Genomic DNA, 18,692 nt, shown 5'->3' on the forward strand with positions numbered 1-18,692 from the left:
ATTGGACGGCGCATGGCAGGTCCCGGACCCGACCACTCGTACCGCCTCTCCGACGACGAGCGCGACGAAGCGCTCGCCCGGCTGCGCACGGCCCTGTCGGAGGGCCGCCTGGACCTCGACGAGCACGAGTCCCGGTCGGACACGGTGCTGCACGCGGTCACCAACACCGAACTCGTCCCGCTCTTCGAGGACCTTCCGCCGCGCCTGCGACCGGACGCGATCACCGCGCCCGAGGGCTCCGCGGCCCCGGCGGTCCCCGGACCGCGCCAGGAGGCGGCCCCGGCCGAGCGCCGCGCCGGGGACCGGCGGCCCGACCGGTCCGGACACGGCGTGAACGTGGGCGGACTGGTCGCCTGGGGCGGGTTCCTGTTCTTCGTGTGGGGCCTGCCGACGCTGGTCTCGGGCAACGTCACGGGCTTCCTGGTCTTCCTCGGCTTCTTCTGCATGCTCGTGGTCGGCCCCGCCGTGGGCCAGCACGTCAAGCACCGCCGTCGGCCGGAGCAGGGCGGCCAGGGTCGCCGCGGAGAGATCGAGGACGGCTGAGGGCACACGACACGGCTCCGCCCCGCCGACCGGGAGGTCGGCGGGGCGGAGCCGTGTGGGTGGAGGGACCCAGCGGGTCGCGCGGGACCTAGAAGAGGTCGCGCACCAGCTTGGCCGTCTCACTCGGGGTCTTGCCGACCTTGACTCCGGCGGCCTCCAGGGCCTCCTTCTTCGCCGCGGCCGTACCCGAGGAACCCGACACGATCGCGCCCGCGTGACCCATCGTCTTGCCCTCAGGCGCCGTGAACCCCGCCACGTAACCCACCACCGGCTTGGTCACGTTCGCCTTCACGTACTCGGCCGCACGCTCCTCCGCGTCACCGCCGATCTCACCGATCATCACGATCACATCGGTGTCGGGGTCGGCCTCGAACGCCGCCAGCGCGTCGATGTGCGTGGTCCCGATGATCGGGTCACCACCGATACCCACCGCCGAGGAGAAGCCGATGTCGCGCAGCTCGTACATCATCTGGTACGTCAGCGTGCCCGACTTCGACACCAGACCGATCCGCCCCGGCTTGGTGATATCGGCCGGAATGATGCCCGCGTTCGACTGCCCCGGCGAGATCAGACCCGGGCAGTTCGGACCGATGATCCGCGTCTTGTTGCCCTTGGCCTTGGCGTGCGCCCAGAACGCCGCGGTGTCGTGCACCGGAATGCCCTCGGTGATCACCACCGCCAGGCCGATCCCGGCGTCGATCGCCTCGAACACCGCGTCCTTGCAGAACTTCGGCGGCACGAAGATGACCGTGACGTCCGCGCCCGTGGCCGCCATGCCCTCGGACACCGATCCGAAGACCGGCACCTCGGTACCGTCGAAGTCGACCTTCTGGCCGGCCTTGCGCGGGTTGACCCCGCCCACGATGCTGGTGCCCGAGGCGAGCATGCGGCGGGTGTGCTTGGTGCCCTCAGAGCCGGTCATGCCCTGGACCAGCACCTTGCTGTCCTTGTTCAGGAAGATAGCCATGGTGTGTCAGTCCCCTACTTCGCCGCGAGCTCGGCGGCCTGTGCGGCGGCGCCGTCCATCGTGTCGACCTGGCGCACCGCGGGGTGCGCGCGCTCGGTCAGGATCCGGCGGCCCAGCTCGGCGTTGTTGCCGTCCAGACGCACCACCAGCGGCTTGGAGACGTCGTCGCCGCGCGACTCCAGCAGCTCCAGCGCCTGCACGATCCCGTTCGCGACCGCGTCACAGGCCGTGATGCCGCCGAACACGTTCACGAACACGCTCTTGACCGCCGGGTCGCCCAGGATGATGTCCAGGCCATTGGCCATGACCTCGGCCGAGGCGCCACCGCCGATGTCCAGGAAGTTGGCGGGCTTGACCCCGCCGTGCTCCTCACCGGCGTAGGCGACCACGTCCAGCGTGGACATGACCAGACCCGCGCCGTTGCCGATGATCCCGACCTCACCGTCGAGCTTCACGTAGTTCAGACCCTTGGCCTTGGCCTGAACCTCCAGCGGGTCGCCCTCCTCCGCGAAGGTGAGGCTTTCCAGGTCCTGGCGGAACTCGGCGTTCTCGTCCAGCGTGACCTTGCCGTCGAGCGCGACGACGCGGCCGTCCTTGGTGAGGATGAGGGGGTTGACCTCGACGAGCGTGGCGTCCTTGCCGACGAAGGCGTCCCACAGCTTCGTGATGAGCTCGGCCGCGCCCTCGGCGGCGGCCTGCGGCAGCTTGCCGGCCTTGACGATCTCCGCGGCGACGTCCTTGGGGGCGCCGGTCAGCGGGTCGACGGCGACCTTGGCGACCGCGTCGGGGTTGGTGACCGCGACCTCCTCGATCTCGACACCGCCCTCGGCGGAGCAGATCGACAGGAAGGTGCGGTTGGCCCGGTCCAGCAGGAAGGAGAAGTAGTACTCCTCCGCGATGTCGGAGGCCTCCTCGACCAGGACACGGTGGACCGTGTGGCCCTTGATGTCCATACCGAGGATCTGCTCGGCCTTGGCCTGAGCGTCCTCGGGGCCGTCGGCCACCTTCACACCGCCGGCCTTACCGCGACCGCCCGTCTTGACCTGCGCCTTGACGACGACTCGGGGCTTTCCGGCGGCGGCGAACTCATCAGCGATGGCACGTGCCTCAGCGGCCGTGCTCGCCACCTTTCCCTGGGGTACGGGAACCCCGTACTCTGCGAAGAGTTGCTTCGCCTGGTATTCGAACAGGTCCACGAGGGTCCGTCCTTGTAACTCGCTGGCTCAGGATGTCTACCGGGGTGGCCTCGTCCGGATCGGCGGTGACGTTCTGAGTAGGTGTCACACAACGCGCGGCCCACCGGGCCGAGCCGTCTACAGAGATCGAGATCGCCGCGGCCTTGCCACCCGCGACATGCGCAAAGCTTAGTCGCCCGCGATCCGGCCGCCGGACACCGGGGGCGTGTTGCCCCGGCCGATGACGCCCCGAAAGCCGCTCACGCGGCATGCCGGGCACTCCCGGATGGGAATTCGTGTGACCAGAGACACGATCCATAACAGGGCAAACGCCCGATTCGCCCCACTGTGGGGCTCCGGGCGGGTGCGACGAACATCACCGGCGGACCGGGCCCCGGCCGACCTCTCCACGGTGACGGCGGCGCGGTGAACCGGACGACCGCCGGGGCGGCCTCAGGCGGCGTGGGCGGGACGGATGTTCTCGCGCACCCAGTCGGCGATCTCCGAGGTCGGCGCGCCCGGCGTGAAGACGCGCGCGACACCCATGCGCTCCAGCTCCTCGATGTCGGCGTCGGGGATGATCCCCCCGCCGAACACCCGGATGTCCGTGGCGTCGTTCTCCTTCAGCAGCTCCATGACCCGGCCGAACATGGTCATGTGCGCCCCGGACAGTACCGACAGCCCGATCGCGTCGGCGTCCTCCTGCAGGGCGGCGGCCACGATCATCTCCGGGGTCTGCCGCAGTCCGGTGTAGATGACCTCCACACCCGCGTCCCGCAGCACGCGGGCCACGATCTTGACCCCGCGGTCATGCCCGTCCAGGCCCGGTTTGGCGACGACGACCCGTGCGGCACCCTTTGACATGGCGAAACCCCTCAGTGCGTTTCCCCGGCCTCCCGTGCTCCTTGTGAGAGCGCCGCCGGTCGGACGGGGCGGAGATGATGAACTCGTCAGCAGCGTAACGCAGGTCACTGCGGGATGGCGGGCACGGGTGCGGGTATCTTCCGACCATGGGGGAAAACAGCACCGATTTCGACCAGACCAGTACAGAGGACCTGCGAGAACGCGCCACCGAACTGGCACGCAAGCGCTGGGACGTGCGGTTCTTCTGGCAGCTGCTGCGGATGATCCCGGCCGCCGAGGCGGCGGCGGGGAACGAGGAGGGCAGCAGGGCGAGCATCGCCCAGGCCTCCGGCTTCCTCTACGAGGCCCTGTCCGCGGAGTCCGACCCGAAGGTGCACGAGGCGCTGCGCCCCGTCTACATCGACTACCTGCGCGAGCACGGCGCCGACGCGGGCGGAGGCACCGGCGGGCGGAACGGCGATGGGAACGGGAACGGGAACGCGGACCCCGGGGACACGGACCGGTCGGACGGCTGACGCCCTCCCGGCCACCGCCCGACCGCCGCCGGACCGCCCCCGCGACCCCTCGGACACCGTGTCCGAAAACCGCCAGCACCGGTGGTCGGTGTCGGGAAGCATGGGTCCCGTGATGGACGACGACCAGCGCTACCGCGCCGTACACAGCCGTGACGCCCGCTTCGACGGAGTGTTCTACACCGCTGTTCGGACCACGGGCATCTACTGCCGCCCGAGTTGCCCCGCGGTCACCCCCAAGCGGGAGAACACGCGGTTCTACCCGTCCGCCGCCGCGGCGCAGGAGGCGGGCTTCCGCGCCTGCAAGCGCTGCCGCCCCGACCTCACCCCCGGCTCACCGCAGTGGAACATGCGGGCCGACGTCGTCGGCCGGGCGATGCGGCTCATCCAGGACGGCGCGGTCGACCGGGGCGGCGTCAGCGGCCTGGCCTCTGCCGTCGGCTACAGCGAGCGCCAGCTCAACCGGCTGCTCGCGGCCGAGGTCGGCGCCGGCCCGCTGGCCCTGGCCCGCACCGAGCGCGCCCAGACGGCCAGGATCCTGGTGGAGACCACGGACATGCCGATGACGGACGTGGCCTTCGCGGCCGGCTTCGCCAGTGTGCGCCAGTTCAACGAGACCATGCGCGCGGTGTTCGACCGCTCGCCCACGCAGATGCGCGAGGCCGGCCGGCGCGCCAGGTTCGTGGCGCCGACCGGCGCGATCACGCTGCGCCTGCCCTACCGGGCGCCCATCGAACTCGGCTCGATGCTGGCCTTCCTGGGCGCGCGGGCCGTCCCCGGTGTCGAGGAGTTCGTCGAGGTCGGAGCCAGGGACGGGAGCGGAGGCACCGGCGACGGTGCGGCCGCACCACGGGCGCGGGACGGCCGCCCCTCCCAGTGGGTGTACCGGCGGACACTGCCGCTCCCGCACGGCCCGGGGCTGGTGGAACTGTCGGAGGGCGAGGGACACGTCCTGTGCCGCCTCCGCCTCACCGAGCCCCGCGACCTGTCCAGCGCCGTTCGCCGCTGCCGCCAACTCCTCGACCTCGACGCCGATCCCCGGGCCGTGCGGGAGGTGCTGGGCGCGGACCCGCTCCTGGGTCCCATGGTCCGGGCCCGACCGGGCATGCGTTCCCCGGGGCACGTCGACCCGGCGGAGCTGGCCGTGCGCGCGGTGCTCGGCCAGCAGGTGTCCGTGCGCGCCGCCCGTACGCTCGCGGGCCGCCTCGTCCAGCGCTTCGGCCGGCCGCTGCCCCCGTGCCTGGAGGCGTCCGGCGGCGGGCTGACGCACCTGTTCCCCTCCGCGGAGACACTGGCTGAGGCGGACCCCGCCGACCTGTCGATCCCGGTCGCCCGCGGGCGGGCCCTGATCGGCCTCGCGGAGGCGGTCGCCGTCGGGAAGGTGGACCTGGGCCCGGGCTGCGACCGGGAGGAGACCGAACGGACGCTCCTCGGGCTCCGGGGCATCGGCCCCTGGACGGCGGGCTACATCCGGATGCGGGGCCTCGGCGACCCTGACGTGTTCCTGCACGGGGACCTGGGCGTCCGGCTCGCGTTGGAGGCCCGGGGCCGCCCGGCCACGCCGGGGGCCGCGGCCCGGGACGCCCTCGCCTGGAGCCCGTGGCGCTCGTACGCCAACCACCTGCTGTGGGCCTCCCTGGCCGACGCCCAGGAGGAGCGCGGTGGGGCGGTCCCGACCGACCGCACCGCGGCCGACCACGCGCGCAGCGGCACATGACACCGGGGTGGCGACCATGCCGCGAAACACGAAAGACTCGGAACGGACGAAGGGGACCGGCATGAGCATCGAGCAGGACGTACTCCCACTGGACATGGCGATCGAGCGCCCGGCTCCCAGGAGGGTCGGGGTGGAGGAGTTCCGCACCCCGCTCCCGGGCCCTACGCGCTACACCGTCATGGACTCCCCCGTCGGCGAGCTGACCCTCTTCGGCGACGGTGAGGCCCTCGGCGGCGTGAGCACTCCGGCCAAGGACGGCGCGCCCAGACCCGTCCCCGAGGACTGGGTGTCGGACCCCGCCCCCTTCCGGGAGGCGGTCCGTCAGCTGAACGCCTACTTCGCGGGTGAGCTGACCACGTTCGACCTGCCGCTGGCCCCGGCGGGCACCCCGTGGCAGCTGCGGGTGTGGGCCGGGCTGACGACGATCCCGTACGGGGAGACGTCCAGCTACGGGCAGCTCGCGGAGGAACTGGGCCGGCCGACGGCCTCGCGCGCGGTGGGCATGGCCAATGGCCGCAACCCGATCAGCATCATCGTGCCCTGCCACCGCGTGATCGGCGCGGACGGCACGCTGACGGGCTACGCGGGCGGGCTGGAGCGCAAGAAGTTCTTCCTCGCCCTGGAGGCCAGGACCGCCGCCGCGCACCGCTGAGCCCTCGCTCCCGGCCCGGGCCGCCCGGCCCGGGAGCGGGGAAGGCCATGCCCCCGAAGGTTCGGAAGCGGCGAGGCCAGCTTCGAGGCGAGACGCACCCGGGGCAAGCACGCTCTCGACCCCTGGGTCTGAGTCGCCTACGAGCCGTTTCGCTCATTCTCCCGCAGGGGAACGTTGACTCTCTGTAGCGTTCAACCATGCCCGGCTTCGATCATGAACTCAAGGTGCGGTTCAGCGAGTCGGCTCGGCTTATGTGGGAGGAACTCATGGCAACCGGCACCTACGAGTGGCAGAGCGACTTCGCCCGCAAGTACGTCGGCCAAGGCCGAGCAGAAGGCCGCGAGGAAGGCCGCGAGGAAGGCCAGCTCCTGGCCAAGCACGATGCGCTACTGCGCCTGCTGGAGTGGCGAGGCATCTCTGTGAGCGAAGACGAACGCTCACAGATCAATGCTTGCGACGACCTCGCCCAACTCGACAGGTGGTTCGACCGTGCCACCACGGCCGCCTCGACCGCAGAGCTGTTCGACTGATACCACGACGACTGGGAAGGCCCCGGGAGTGCGCCGGGGCCTCTTATCGTTCCCAGAATTTACAAACGCACAAACCCGGGCACAAAAAAAAGGGGGAGAAGACCAAAAAGCCCTCTCCCCCTTCAACGAAAAACCGTGGCAGCAACCTACTCTCCCACCCCACCACAGGGCAGTACCATCAGCGCAAGGAGACTTAACGACCGGGTTCGGAATGAGACCGGGTGTGACCCTCCCACCATAACCACCACGGAAACCAACACCCACCACACACCACACTCAACCCACCACAACAGCAGGGAGCACAGTCCACGACAGGAAAACCATGTGAACAGTGAAAAATGCGCGAGCAACCAATTATCTGCAGCGGACAAGCCCTCGGCCTATTAGTACCGGTCAGCTCCACCCCTCACAGGGCTTCCACACCCGGCCTATCAACCCCGTCGTCTACAGGGAGCCTTACCCTCTCAAAGGAGGCAGGAGACCTCATCTCGAAGCAAGCTTCCCGCTTAGATGCTTTCAGCGGTTATCCCTCCCGAACGTAGCAAACCAGCCATGCCCTTGGCAGGACAACTGGCACACCAGAGGTTCGTCCGTCCCGGTCCTCTCGTACTAGGGACAGCCCTTCTCAAGTCTCCAACGCGCACAGCGGATAGGGACCGAACTGTCTCACGACGTTCTAAACCCAGCTCGCGTGCCGCTTTAATGGGCGAACAGCCCAACCCTTGGGACCAACTCCAGCCCCAGGATGCGACGAGCCGACATCGAGGTGCCAAACCATCCCGTCGATATGGACTCTTGGGGAAGATCAGCCTGTTATCCCCGGGGTACCTTTTAGCCGTTGAGCGACACCGCTTCCACACGCCGGTGCCGGATCACTAGTCCCAGCTTTCGCTCCTGCTCGACACGTCCGTCTCACAGTCAAGCTCCCTTGTGCACTTACACTCAACACCTGATTACCAACCAGGCTGAGGGAACCTTTGGGCGCCTCCGTTACTCTTTGGGAGGCAACCGCCCCAGTTAAACTACCCACCAGACACTGTCCCCGAACCGGATCACGGTCCAAAGTTAGATGCCCGAAACAGTCAGAGTGGTATTTCACCAACGCCTCCACCGCCACTAGCGTGACAGTCTCACAGGCTCCCACCTATCCTACACAAACCATCCCAAACACCAATGTCAAGCTATAGTGAAGGTCCCGGGGTCTTTCCGTCCTGCTGCGCGAAACGAGCATCTTTACTCGTAGTGCAATTTCACCGGGCCCATGGTTGAGACAGTGGGGAAGTCGTTACGCCATTCGTGCAGGTCGGAACTTACCCGACAAGGAATTTCGCTACCTTAGGATGGTTATAGTTACCACCGCCGTTTACTGGCGCTTAGATTCCCAGCTTCGCAGGCCGAAACCCACTAACCAGTCCTCTTAACGTTCCAGCACCGGGCAGGCGTCAGTCCGTATACAGCGTCTTACGACTTCGCACGGACCTGTGTTTTTAATAAACAGTCGCTTCCCCCCGCTATCTGCGACCCCACCCAGCTCAAGACGCAAAGGTCCATCACCAGACAGGGCTCCCCTTCTCCCAAAGTTACGGGGACAATTTGCCGAGTTCCTTAACCATGGTTCACCCGAACGCCTCGGTATTCTCTACCTGACCACCTGCGTCGGTTTAGGGTACTGGCCACACACGAACTCGCTAGAGGCTTTTCTCGACAGCATGGGATCACTCACTTCACCAAAAACGGCTCGGCATCACGTCTCAACCACATGGTGTGCGGATTTGCCAACACACCGGCCTACACGCTTACCCCCGGACAACCACCGCCGGGTAGAGCTACCCTCCTGCGTCACCCCATCACTTACCTACTACAACATCGGTTCCCAGACCAGCTCAGAGGCCGTCCCCGAAGGGACCACCAAGAGCCGGCGTGGTTAGCATCCGTCGCCTCGATACTGGACGCTCGTGCACGGGTACGGGAATATCAACCCGTTATCCATCGACTACGCCTGTCGGCCTCGCCTTAGGTCCAGACTCACCCTGGGCGGATTAACCTGCCCCAGGAACCCTTAGTCAATCGGCGGCAACGTTTCTCACGTTGCTTTCGCTACTCATGCCTGCATTCTCACTCGCACACCCTCCACCACACGATCACTCGGCAGCTTCCCCGGATGCACGACGCTCCCCTACCAACCCAGAAACAAGTCCTGGGCTTCACAGCTTCGGCGGTGTACTTAAGCCCCGCTACATTATCGGCGCAGAACCACTTGACCAGTGAGCTATTACGCACTCTTTAAAGGATGGCTGCTTCTAAGCCAACCTCCTGGTTGTCTCAGCAACTCCACAACCTTTCCCACTTAGCACACGCTTAGGGGCCTTAGCTGATGATCTGGGCTGTTTCCCTCTCGACTACGAAGCTTATCCCCCGCAGTCTCACTGCCACGCTTCACTTAACCGGCATTCGGAGTTTGTCTGACGTCAGTAACCTTGTCGGGCCCATCAGCCAAACAGTAGCTCTACCTCCAGCAAGAAACACGTGACGCTGCACCTAAATGCATTTCGGGGAGAACCAGCTATCACGGAGTTTGATTGGCCTTTCACCCCTACCCACACCTCATCCCCCAGGTTTTCAACCCTGGTGGGTTCGGGCCTCCACGAGGTCTTACCCCCGCTTCACCCTGGACATGGGTAGATCACTCCGCTTCGGGTCCACAGCATGCGACTCAATCGCCCTATTCAGACTCGGTTTCCCTACGGCTACCCCACACGGGTTAACCTCGCCACACACCATGACTCGCAGGCTCATTCTTCAAAAGGCACGCCATCACCAAAGACAAGCTTCAGCTCTGACGGCTTGACAGCACACGGTTTCAGGTACTATTTCACGACCCCTCACCGGGGCACTTTTCACCTTTCCCTCACGGTACTAGTGCACTATCGGTCATCAGGACGTATTTTGGCTTAGCAGGTGGTCCTGCCAGATTCACACGGAATTTCACGGGCTCCGCGCTACTCGGGAACACACCAACACCTAGCCGGCAACTTCGTCTACGGGACTCTCACCCACTACGGTTCCGCTTCCCAACGGATTCAACTATCACCAGCATCAGCGCTCCGGGCCGACAGACCCGAACAGATGCGCCCCACAACCCCGCACACGCAACGACTGCCGTCTATCACACGCATACGGTTTAGCCTCTTCCCCGTTCGCTCACCACTACTAGGGGAATCACTGTTGTTTACTCTTCCTACGGGTACTGAGATGTTTCACTTCCCCGCGTCACCACCAACCACCCTATACATTCAGGTGGCGGCAACCCGACACAACTCGGGCTAGGTTTCCCCATTCGGACACCCACGGATCAAAGCTCGGTTGACAGCTCCCCGTGGCCTATCGCGGCCTCCCACGTCCTTCATCGGCGCCTGATGCCAAGGCATCCACCGTGTGCCACTATCACTTGGCCACTACAGATAATAAGATGCTCGCGCACACTATTCACAAATCAAAACACCAACCGCACACCCCGACACCACTCACACCACCAGGATCCTCGTCCTGGAGACATCTGAGAGTTCTCAGAGGCGGTCCGCGGGAAACAACACCGGCCACCAACCCCCTGCAAGAGAGAGCCAGCAGCCAGAGGTTGCTTCCTCAGACACCCAACAGCGCGCCCCCTGGTGCTTCTAGTCACCAGGAGTAAAGTTCGTTTTCTTCAAACCATTCCCGTTACCAGTACCCACTGGGTACCGGCCGGGTCCACTTTCGAGTCCGACCAACCATAGGAAAGAGTTGATCTTGTAAAGACTCCTTAGAAAGGAGGTGATCCAGCCGCACCTTCCGGTACGGCTACCTTGTTACGACTTCGTCCCAATCGCCAGCCCCACCTTCACTCATTCCCTCCCCGAAGGGTTAGGCCACAAGTTTCGGGTGTTGCCGACTTTCATGACGTGACGGGCGGTGTGTACAAGGCCCGGGAACGTATTCACCGCGGCGTTGCTGATCCGCGATTACTAGCGACTCCACCTTCATGGGGTCGAGTTGCAGACCCCAATCCGAACTGAGACCGGCTTTTAGGGATTCGCTCCACCTTACGGTATCGCACGCCCATTGTACCGGCCATTGTAGCATGTTTGCAGCCCAAGACATAAGGGGCATGATGACTTGACGTCGTCCCCACCTTCCTCCGAGTTGACCCCGGCAGTCTCCCATGAGTCCCCACCATTACGTGCTGGCAACATGGAATAAGGGTTGCGCTCGTTGCGGGACTTAACCCAACATCTCACGACACGAGCTGACGACAGCCATGCACCACCTGTCACCCACCAACTAAATGACCCCACATCTCTGCAGGTCCACGGGTGATGTCAAACCTTGGTAAGGTTCTTCGCGTTGCGTCGAATTAAGCAACATGCTCCGCCGCTTGTGCGGGCCCCCGTCAATTCCTTTGAGTTTTAGCCTTGCGGCCGTACTCCCCAGGCGGGGCGCTTAATGCGTTAGCTACGGCGCGGAAACCGTGGAAAGTCCCCACACCTAGCGCCCAACGTTTACGGCATGGACTACCAGGGTATCTAATCCTGTTCGCTCCCCATGCTTTCGCTCCTCAGCGTCAGGTAAGGCCCAGAGACCCGCCTTCGCCACCGGTGTTCCTCCTGATATCTGCGCATTTCACCGCTACACCAGGAATTCCAGTCTCCCCTACCTACCTCTAGCATGCCCGTATCCACTGCAGAACCGGAGTTAAGCCCCGGTCTTTCACAGCAGACGCGACACGCCGCCTACGAGCTCTTTACGCCCAATAATTCCGGACAACGCTCGGACCCTACGTATTACCGCGGCTGCTGGCACGTAGTTAGCCGGTCCTTATTCCCCACCTACCGTCAACCCCCAGAGAACTGGGAGCCTGCGTTGGTGGTAAAAGAGGTTTACAACCCGAAGGCCGTCATCCCCCACGCGGCGTCGCTGCGTCAGGCTTTCGCCCATTGCGCAATATTCCCCACTGCTGCCTCCCGCAGGAGTCTGGGCCGTGTCTCAGTCCCAGTGTGGCCGGTCGCCCTCTCAGGCCGGCTACCCGTAATCGCCTTGGTAGGCCTTTACCCCACCAACTAGCTGATAGGCCGCGAGCCCATCCCCGACCGAAAAACTTTCCACCCGCCACCATGAGGTGACAGGTCGTATCCGGTATTAGACGGCGTTTCCACCGCTTATCCCGGAGTCAGGGGCAGGTTGCTCACGTGTTACTCACCCGTTCGCCGCTCGTGTACCCCGAAGGGCCTTACCGCTCGACTTGCATGTGTTAAGCACGCCGCCAGCGTTCGTCCTGAGCCAGGATCAAACTCTCCATAAAGGTCATACAACCCTGACCCGGCCACCCTAGGGGGCCTGGGCGGGTAAACCTAGAAGTAATCCTGACCGACCATCTTCCGATGGCCAATCAAAGGAACCCTTCACACCGAAGTGTGACGGGGCCAAAACAAACATGGCTTAAAGAAAATCAAACACGCGCTGTTGAGTTCTCAAGAAACAACCGCTCATCCCGTACAAGCCCCGGATCTTTCCAATCCGGCCGCTCTTCCGTGGAAGGCTGGTCTGCGTTTCCACCGCGTGAGCGGCTTCTTCGCTGTGTTGTGTCTTTACTTTATCAGGTGTTCCGTGCCCCGCCAAATCGGCGGTTTCGGAGCAATTGATCGGGGTAAAGCCCGTTCCGCTTCTCCGACCTGGCGAATTCGCCCGGCGTTCGAAGCAACTCCCCGAGCTTACCGGAACCGAATCAGTGCTCGGAACGGAAGCTCGGATCCCGACCTCGTTCCACCGTCGGATCGTGCGGAGCACGTCGAACAGCGGAGTGTGGTCTGGAAGTTCAGAGAGTGACCGGCACGCCCGCCGTTCCTGTGGAGCCGCGTTCGCCTCGCTCGGTCTTGACCAACTCTACCCCCGCAGGGGAGTGCCTCGGACGTGTTTCGGGAAACTCCCGGGTGTCGTGGCCAACACTCCCGCCGCAACACCGGACGAACACCCGCGTAACGGGCCGGACGGCCACGGTGGCGCCCGGTCAGAGCTTCTCGATCGGCGCGTACTTCACCAGGAAGTCCTTCTCCCCGATGTCGGCGCCGAAGTCGATCCGGGCCTTGGTCTTGTCGCCGGCCCCCTCGACCAGCTGCACCCGGCCCATCCCGAAGGAGTCGTGGTTGACCAGGTCGCCCACGCTCAGCGTCGGGGCCTCCTTGGTCGGCCTGGCCGTGCCCGCGCGCGAACGCGATCCGCCGCCGAAGGTCCCACCGAAGCCGGCGGCCGATCCCCCGCCGCCCCATCCGCCGGACAGGCCCCGGCTGGGCGGCGGCGCCAGCGTCGACTCCGCCCGGCGCCAGTCCACCAGCGGGGACGGGATCTCGTCGAGGAAACGCGACGCCGGGTTGTAGGACGGCGTGCCCCATGCGCTGCGCACCGCGGCCCGGCTCAGGTAGAGCAGTTTCTGGGCGCGCGTGATGCCGACGTAGGCCAGCCGCCGCTCCTCCTCCAGCTCCGTCTTGTCCCCGAGCGTCCGGGTGTGCGGGAACACCCCGTCCTCCAGGCCGGTCAGGAACACCGCCGGGAACTCCAGCCCCTTGGCCGCGTGCAGGGTCATCAGCGTGACCACTCCGCCCTCGTCGTCCGCGTCGGGGATCTGGTCGGTGTCGGCGACCAGGGCGATGCGCTCCAGGAAGTCGACGAGCGTCGGAGCACCCGGATCGAGCGCCGATCCGGCCGCACCGGCCGCACCGGACTCGCCCGGAGTCCCGCCGTCCTCGCCGTCCTCGCCGTCCTCCTCATCGGAGGGCTCCTCCTCCAGCAGGGTCGCGAAGGTGTGCTCGAACTCCCGGGCCACGTCCACGAACTCCTCCAGGTTCTCCACCCGGCTCTCGTCCTGGAGGTCCTTGGACTCGGCGAGCTCGGAGAGGTAACCCGTCTTGCTCAGCACCGCCTCGACGATCTCGGCCGGCGTGCCGGTCGGCACCGCCTCCCCCAGTTCCTCCAGCAGGGCGACGAAGGACTGGATCGCCTTCGCCGAGCGGGTCGCGATGCCGGGCGCCTCGTCGACCCGGCGCAGCGCCTGGGAGAACGTGATCCGCTCCCGGGCCGCGAAGAGCTCCACGGCCTCCTCCGCCCGCGCGCCGATACCGCGCTTGGGCACGTTGAGGATCCGGCGCAGGCTGACCGTGTCCTCGGGGTTGGCGAGCACGCGCAGGTAGGCGAGGATGTCACGGATCTCCTTGCGCTCGTAGAAGCGCACGCCCCCGACGATCTTGTACGGAAGCCCCGTCCGGATGAACACGTCCTCGAACACACGGGACTGCGCGTTGGTCCGGTAGAACACCGCCACCTCGCCGGGGCGGACGGTCCCGTTGTCGGTGAGGCGGTCGATCTCCCCCACCACGAACGCGGCCTCGTCGTGCTCGTTGTCGGCGACGTACCCGGTGATCGCGGGGCCCTCGCCCTGCTCCGACCACAGGCTCTTGGCCGGCCGTCCCTCGTTGCGGTCGATCACGGCGTTGGCCGCGGACAGGATGTTCTGGGTGGAGCGGTAGTTCTGCTCCAGCAGGATCGTGCGCGCCTTGGGGAAGTCGCGCTCGAACTCCAGGATGTTGCGGATGGTGGCACCGCGGAACGCGTAGATGGACTGGTCGGCGTCGCCCACCACGCACAGCTCGGCCGGCGGCACGACGCTGGTGTCGGAGTCCTCGGCCGCGCCCACCAGCTCGCGGACGAACGCGTACTGGGCGTGGTTGGTGTCCTGGTACTCGTCGACCATGACGTGCCGGAACCGCCGCCGGTAGTGCTCGACGACGTCCGGGAACATCTGGAACAGGTTGACGGTGAGCATGATGAGGTCGTCGAAGTCCATCGCGCCCGCCTCGTGCAGGCGGCGCTGATAGAGCTGGTAGGCCTCGGCGAGCTTCTTCTCCTGCTCGGTCTGGGCCTGCCCGGCGAACGTGTCGTAGTCGACCAGCTCGTTCTTGAGGTTGGACACCTGCGCGGAGAACGCCTTGGGCGGGAACCGCTTCGGGTCCAGGTCCATCTCCTTGCACACCAGCTGCATCAGCCGCGCGGAGTCCGCGGAGTCGTAGATGGTGAAACTGCTCGGATAGCCGAGCCGGTGGCCCTCCCGGCGCAGCACGCGCACACACGCGGAGTGGAAGGTCATCGTCCACATGGTGTTCGCGGCGCGGGTCCCGAGCAGGGCCTCGATGCGTTCCTTCATCTCGGCCGCGGCCTTGTTGGTGAAGGTGATGGCGAGGATCTCGCCGGGGCGCACACCGCGTTCGGCCATGAGGTGGGCGATGCGGTGGGTGAGGACACGGGTCTTGCCCGACCCGGCACCCGCCACGATCAGGAGCGGTGCGCCGCTGTGGGTGACGGCGTCGCGCTGGGGACCGTTCAGACCTTCGAGAAGCTGCTCTTGGGAGGACACCGTTACAGGTTACGGCCGACCTCGGACGGGCGCCGACGCCGCAGCGGTACGGGGTCCGTGCGAGCGGTCACGAGAGGGCGGGACGGGCGCCTACCCTGGTGGTTGTCGAGGCCCCGGTCCGGGGCCGTTGCCGTCTCTCGGGGGAGCCTCCTTGTCCATGCGCGTGTTCGTTGACTGTGATCCGGGGATCGACGACGCCGTCGCCCTGGCCTACCTCGCCGCGCGCGACGAGGTGGAGATCGTCGGTGTCGGTGCGGTGTTCGGCAACAACAGCGTCGACGTCACCGCGGACAACGCCCTGCGGCTGCTCGACCTGTACGGGCGCCCGGGTGTCCCGGTCGCCGTCGGCGCCGGCCGGCCGCTGGTGCAGGAGCCCCGCCTGGCCGAGCACGTCCACGGCGGCAACGGGCTGGGCGACGTCGAGCTGCCCGCGCCCTCGGGCAAGCCCGTGCGGGAGTCGGCCGCCGAGCTGCTGGTGAACCTGGTGCGCGCCGCCCCCGGCGAGATCGACGTGCTCGCGGTGGGCCCGCTGACCAACCTGGCGATCGCGATCGGCCTGGAGCCGGAGCTGCCGCGCCTGGTGCGCCGCCTCGTCGTGATGGGCGGCGCCGTCAGGGCGCCGGGCAACGTGTCCTCGCACGCCGAGGCCAACATCAACAACGACCCCGAGGCCGCGGAGGCCGTGTTCGCGGCCGGGTTCGACCTGGACCTGGTGGCGCTGGACATCACCATGGAGACCGTGGCCACGCCGGAGTGGCTGGCGGCGCTCAAGGAGGTGCCGGGCGAGCGCGCCGAGCGCACCTCGGCCTTCCTCGACTTCTACTCGGACTTCTACGCGGGGCTCTTCGGCGTCCGCCAGTGCGCGATGCACGACCCGCTGGCCGCCGCCGTCCTCGTCGACCCGCACCTGGTGACCGGTGCCTACGAGACGCCGCTGCGCGTGGAGCTGTCCGGGGGCCTGACCCGCGGCATGACCGTCGCCGACCTGCGTCCGCGCCCTGCGCGCGACGAGCGCCGTCCCGCCCGGGTCATCACCGGTGTGGCGGAGGAGGAGTTCCTGGGCCGGATGCTCGACGCCCTGCGCTAGGGCGCGGGTCCGCGCCGCTGGGACGCGCGTCCGCGGCCGCCCTGCGACGTGGGTAGGCGCCCCGGACCCGTCCGGGGCGTCGGACCCCTCCGGGGCGTCAGACCAGGCGGCGGGCGGTCGCCCAGCGGCTGAGCTCGTGGCGGTTGGACAGCTGGAGCTTGCGCAGTACCGAGGACACGTGCGTCTCCACCGTCTTGACGGAGATGAACAGCTCCTTGGCCACTTCCTTGTACGCGTAGCCGCGGGCGATGTGCCGCAGCACCTCGCGCTCGCGCTGGGTGAGGCGGTCCAGTTCGGGGTCGACCGGCGGGGCGTCGGTGGCGGAGAAGGCGTCGAGCACGAACCCCGCCAGGCGGGGCGAGAACACCGCGTCGCCGTCGGCGACCCGGACGATCGCCCGCGCGAGCTCCGCACCGGAGATGGTCTTGGTGACGTAGCCGCGCGCGCCGCCGCGCACCACGCCGATGACGTCCTCGGCGGCGTCGGAGACCGAGAGCGCCAGGAACCGGATCTGCGGGTGCTGTGCCAGGACGCGGCGCAGCACCTCCACGCCTCCGCCGCCCGGCAGGTGGACGTCGAGCAGGACCAGGTCGGGCCGCTGCTCACCGATGACGTGCACCGCGCTGTCGACGTCGTCGGCCTCACCGACGACCTCGACCGCGTCGCCGAGTTCGCCGCGGACCCCGCTGCGGAACAGCCGGTGGTCGTCCACGATCACGACGCGGGGCACCGCGTCTCCGTCGCTGAAGGTCGTGCTCTCGTCTCCCACACCAGTGACTCTATCCAGGGCCCGGGCCGCCGCACACCCGTGCCCGGCGGGTGTCCGGATCCGGACGCCTCAGGATTCCGGGGTGCGCGGCATGCGCAGCTGGACCTCGGTGCCCTCGCCGGGGGCGGTACGGATGCGCGCCGAACCCCCGTGGCGGTCCATCCGGCCGAGGATGGAGCCGCGCACCCCCATCCGGTCCTCCGGGACGGACTCCAGGTCGAACCCGGCGCCGCGGTCGCGGACGAACACCAGCACCTCCTCCGGTTCGACCTCGCCGAACACCGAGATCGAGGACGTCTCGGCGTACTTGGCGGCGTTGACCATCGCCTCACGGGCCGCGCGCAGGACCGCGCCCAGCGAGTCGTCCATGGGGCAGTCGCCCACGCACACGACCTCGATGGGGACGCCGTGCTCCTCCTCGACCTCGGCCGCCACGCGTTCGAGCGCGGGCGAGACGGTGGTGTCGGCGTCGGCCGGCCGCCGGTAGAGCCAGGTGCGCAGGGCGCGCTCCTGGACGCGGGCGAGGCGCTGCACCTCGCGCGGGTCGTCGGCGCGGCGCTGGATCAGGGTCAGGGTGTGCAGGACGGAGTCGTGGATGTGCGCGGCGAGTTCTGCGCGTTCGGCGTTGCGGATGCGTTCGCGGCGCTCCAGGTCGCGGTCGCGAATCAGGCCGATGATCCACGGCGCGACGACCAGGGACACGCCCGCGATGAGGGTGAAGGCGAAGGTCAGTCCGGCGCGGGCGTCCTGGAGCTGCTGTTGGAAGGCCAGGAAGCCGATGACGCCCACGACGATGAGGAGGATGCCGGCGCCGGCGCGCATCAGGCCCTTGCCGCCGACGCGGTGGACCGTGCTGGACATCCACTCGTCGCGCTGGGCGGGGTTGGCCTGCTGCCAGAGGATCGCGGCGCCCAGGGCGCCGAAGACCACGAACCACAGCAGGGGGTCGAACACGCCGCCGAAGAGCAGGAACAGGGTTCCCAGTCCGGCGGCGAGCCCGGTGTAGGCGACGAGTTGCGACACGTCGCGGCCCTTGCGCGCGGTGGGGTCGTCCAGGGTCGCCGTGTCCTCCTTCGTCGGCTCGTTGGGCACGAAGAAGTACAGGGCGATGTAGACGGCGATGCCCATGCCGCCGATCGACAGGCACATGAAGGCGAGGCGTACGACCACGGGGTCGACGCCCAGGTGCCTGGCCAGGCCCGACGCGACGCCGAAGAGGAGTCTGCCGTCCACCGCGCGGGTCAGTCGCGGGGTGTCCGAGGCCGTTGCTGCCACCGGCTGATCACCGCTCTCTTCCGTTCCTTGGTGTCTCCAGCATGCCCCCTGGTCCCCCCGAGGGGCATCGGGGGCGCGGCCCTGGTCGTGCCCTGGTCCCGGTCAGGGTGCGGTCAGGGTCGTCCCGGATTCCCGTGACCGGCGCTTTCGGGTGACCATGGTGG

12 protein-coding genes and 3 rRNA genes are annotated in these 18,692 nt (G+C 67.0%); 6 read left to right on the top strand and 9 right to left on the bottom strand.

Going from position 1 to position 18,692, the window contains the following annotated elements; all coding sequences use genetic code 11:
• Window positions 1-12 precede the first annotated feature (12 nt).
• On the top strand, window positions 13-543 hold the full coding sequence (locus HNR10_RS10700; protein ID WP_179822839.1) for a DUF1707 SHOCT-like domain-containing protein: 531 nt from the start codon (window positions 13-15) through the stop codon (window positions 541-543).
• Between the two features lie 88 nt (window positions 544-631).
• On the opposite strand, the gene sucD is transcribed toward HNR10_RS10700, so the two are convergent.
• The 3 genes from sucD to HNR10_RS10715 form a co-directional block, all read right to left on the bottom strand.
• Window positions 632-1,510 (bottom strand): succinate--CoA ligase subunit alpha, encoded by an 879-nt coding sequence (sucD, locus tag HNR10_RS10705; RefSeq protein ID WP_179822840.1) that lies wholly within the window; start codon window positions 1,508-1,510, stop codon window positions 632-634.
• A 14-nt stretch (window positions 1,511-1,524) separates the two neighbouring features.
• Window positions 1,525-2,706 carry an ADP-forming succinate--CoA ligase subunit beta gene (sucC, locus tag HNR10_RS10710; protein WP_179822842.1) on the bottom strand — a complete coding sequence of 394 codons (1,182 nt, stop codon included), beginning with the start codon at window positions 2,704-2,706 and terminating at the stop codon, window positions 1,525-1,527.
• A 432-nt stretch (window positions 2,707-3,138) separates the two neighbouring features.
• Window positions 3,139-3,549 carry a cobalamin B12-binding domain-containing protein gene (locus tag HNR10_RS10715; RefSeq protein WP_053619376.1) on the bottom strand — a complete coding sequence of 137 codons (411 nt, stop codon included), beginning with the start codon at window positions 3,547-3,549 and terminating at the stop codon, window positions 3,139-3,141.
• Window positions 3,550-3,695: 146 nt separating this feature from the next.
• On the opposite strand from HNR10_RS10715, the gene HNR10_RS10720 reads away from it, so the two are divergent.
• The 4 genes from HNR10_RS10720 (at window position 3,696) to HNR10_RS10735 (ending at window position 6,960) form a co-directional block, all read left to right on the top strand.
• Window positions 3,696-4,064, top strand: a complete 369-nt coding sequence (locus HNR10_RS10720) for a hypothetical protein (RefSeq protein WP_179822844.1) — start codon at window positions 3,696-3,698, stop codon at window positions 4,062-4,064.
• Window positions 4,065-4,176: 112 nt separating this feature from the next.
• Complete coding sequence (locus HNR10_RS10725; RefSeq protein WP_218898536.1) at window positions 4,177-5,778, top strand: DNA-3-methyladenine glycosylase 2 family protein; 1,602 nt, start codon at window positions 4,177-4,179, stop codon at window positions 5,776-5,778.
• A 61-nt stretch (window positions 5,779-5,839) separates the two neighbouring features.
• A complete protein-coding gene (locus HNR10_RS10730) occupies window positions 5,840-6,430 on the top strand; it encodes a methylated-DNA--[protein]-cysteine S-methyltransferase (RefSeq protein WP_179822848.1) in 591 nt (196 codons plus the stop codon).
• 197 nt (window positions 6,431-6,627) lie between these two features.
• Window positions 6,628-6,960: a hypothetical protein gene (locus HNR10_RS10735; protein WP_246406169.1), complete on the top strand. Its 333-nt coding sequence runs from the start codon at window positions 6,628-6,630 to the stop codon at window positions 6,958-6,960.
• A gap of 133 nt (window positions 6,961-7,093) precedes the next feature.
• Here HNR10_RS10735 and rrf read toward each other — a convergent pair.
• The 4 genes from rrf to HNR10_RS10755 form a co-directional block, all read right to left on the bottom strand.
• Window positions 7,094-7,209: ribosomal RNA gene (gene rrf / locus HNR10_RS10740) — 5S ribosomal RNA — on the bottom strand.
• Between the two features lie 113 nt (window positions 7,210-7,322).
• Window positions 7,323-10,415, bottom strand: a 23S ribosomal RNA gene (locus tag HNR10_RS10745).
• A gap of 348 nt (window positions 10,416-10,763) precedes the next feature.
• Window positions 10,764-12,295 (bottom strand): 16S ribosomal RNA (locus tag HNR10_RS10750).
• The 16S, 23S and 5S rRNA genes sit together here, the layout of an rRNA operon.
• A 705-nt stretch (window positions 12,296-13,000) precedes the next feature.
• Window positions 13,001-15,397, bottom strand: a complete 2,397-nt coding sequence (locus tag HNR10_RS10755; RefSeq protein WP_179822850.1) for a UvrD-helicase domain-containing protein — start codon at window positions 15,395-15,397, stop codon at window positions 13,001-13,003.
• Window positions 15,398-15,554: 157 nt separating this feature from the next.
• On the opposite strand from HNR10_RS10755, the gene HNR10_RS10760 reads away from it, so the two are divergent.
• Window positions 15,555-16,484: a nucleoside hydrolase gene (locus HNR10_RS10760; RefSeq protein ID WP_179822852.1), complete on the top strand. Its 930-nt coding sequence runs from the start codon at window positions 15,555-15,557 to the stop codon at window positions 16,482-16,484.
• A 97-nt stretch (window positions 16,485-16,581) separates the two neighbouring features.
• Here HNR10_RS10760 and HNR10_RS10765 read toward each other — a convergent pair whose 3' ends face one another.
• Window positions 16,582-17,253, bottom strand: coding sequence for a response regulator (locus HNR10_RS10765; RefSeq protein WP_179822854.1), 672 nt, complete (start codon window positions 17,251-17,253; stop codon window positions 16,582-16,584).
• A 69-nt stretch (window positions 17,254-17,322) separates the two neighbouring features.
• The gene (locus tag HNR10_RS10770) at window positions 17,323-18,528 is read right to left on the bottom strand and encodes an ATP-binding protein (protein WP_179822856.1); all 1,206 of its coding nucleotides are present in this window, start codon (window positions 18,526-18,528) and stop codon (window positions 17,323-17,325) included.
• Between the last annotated feature and the right edge of the window lie 164 nt (window positions 18,529-18,692).

Source organism: Nocardiopsis aegyptia (assembly GCF_013410755.1).
Lineage (GTDB): Bacteria > Actinomycetota > Actinomycetes > Streptosporangiales > Streptosporangiaceae > Nocardiopsis > Nocardiopsis aegyptia.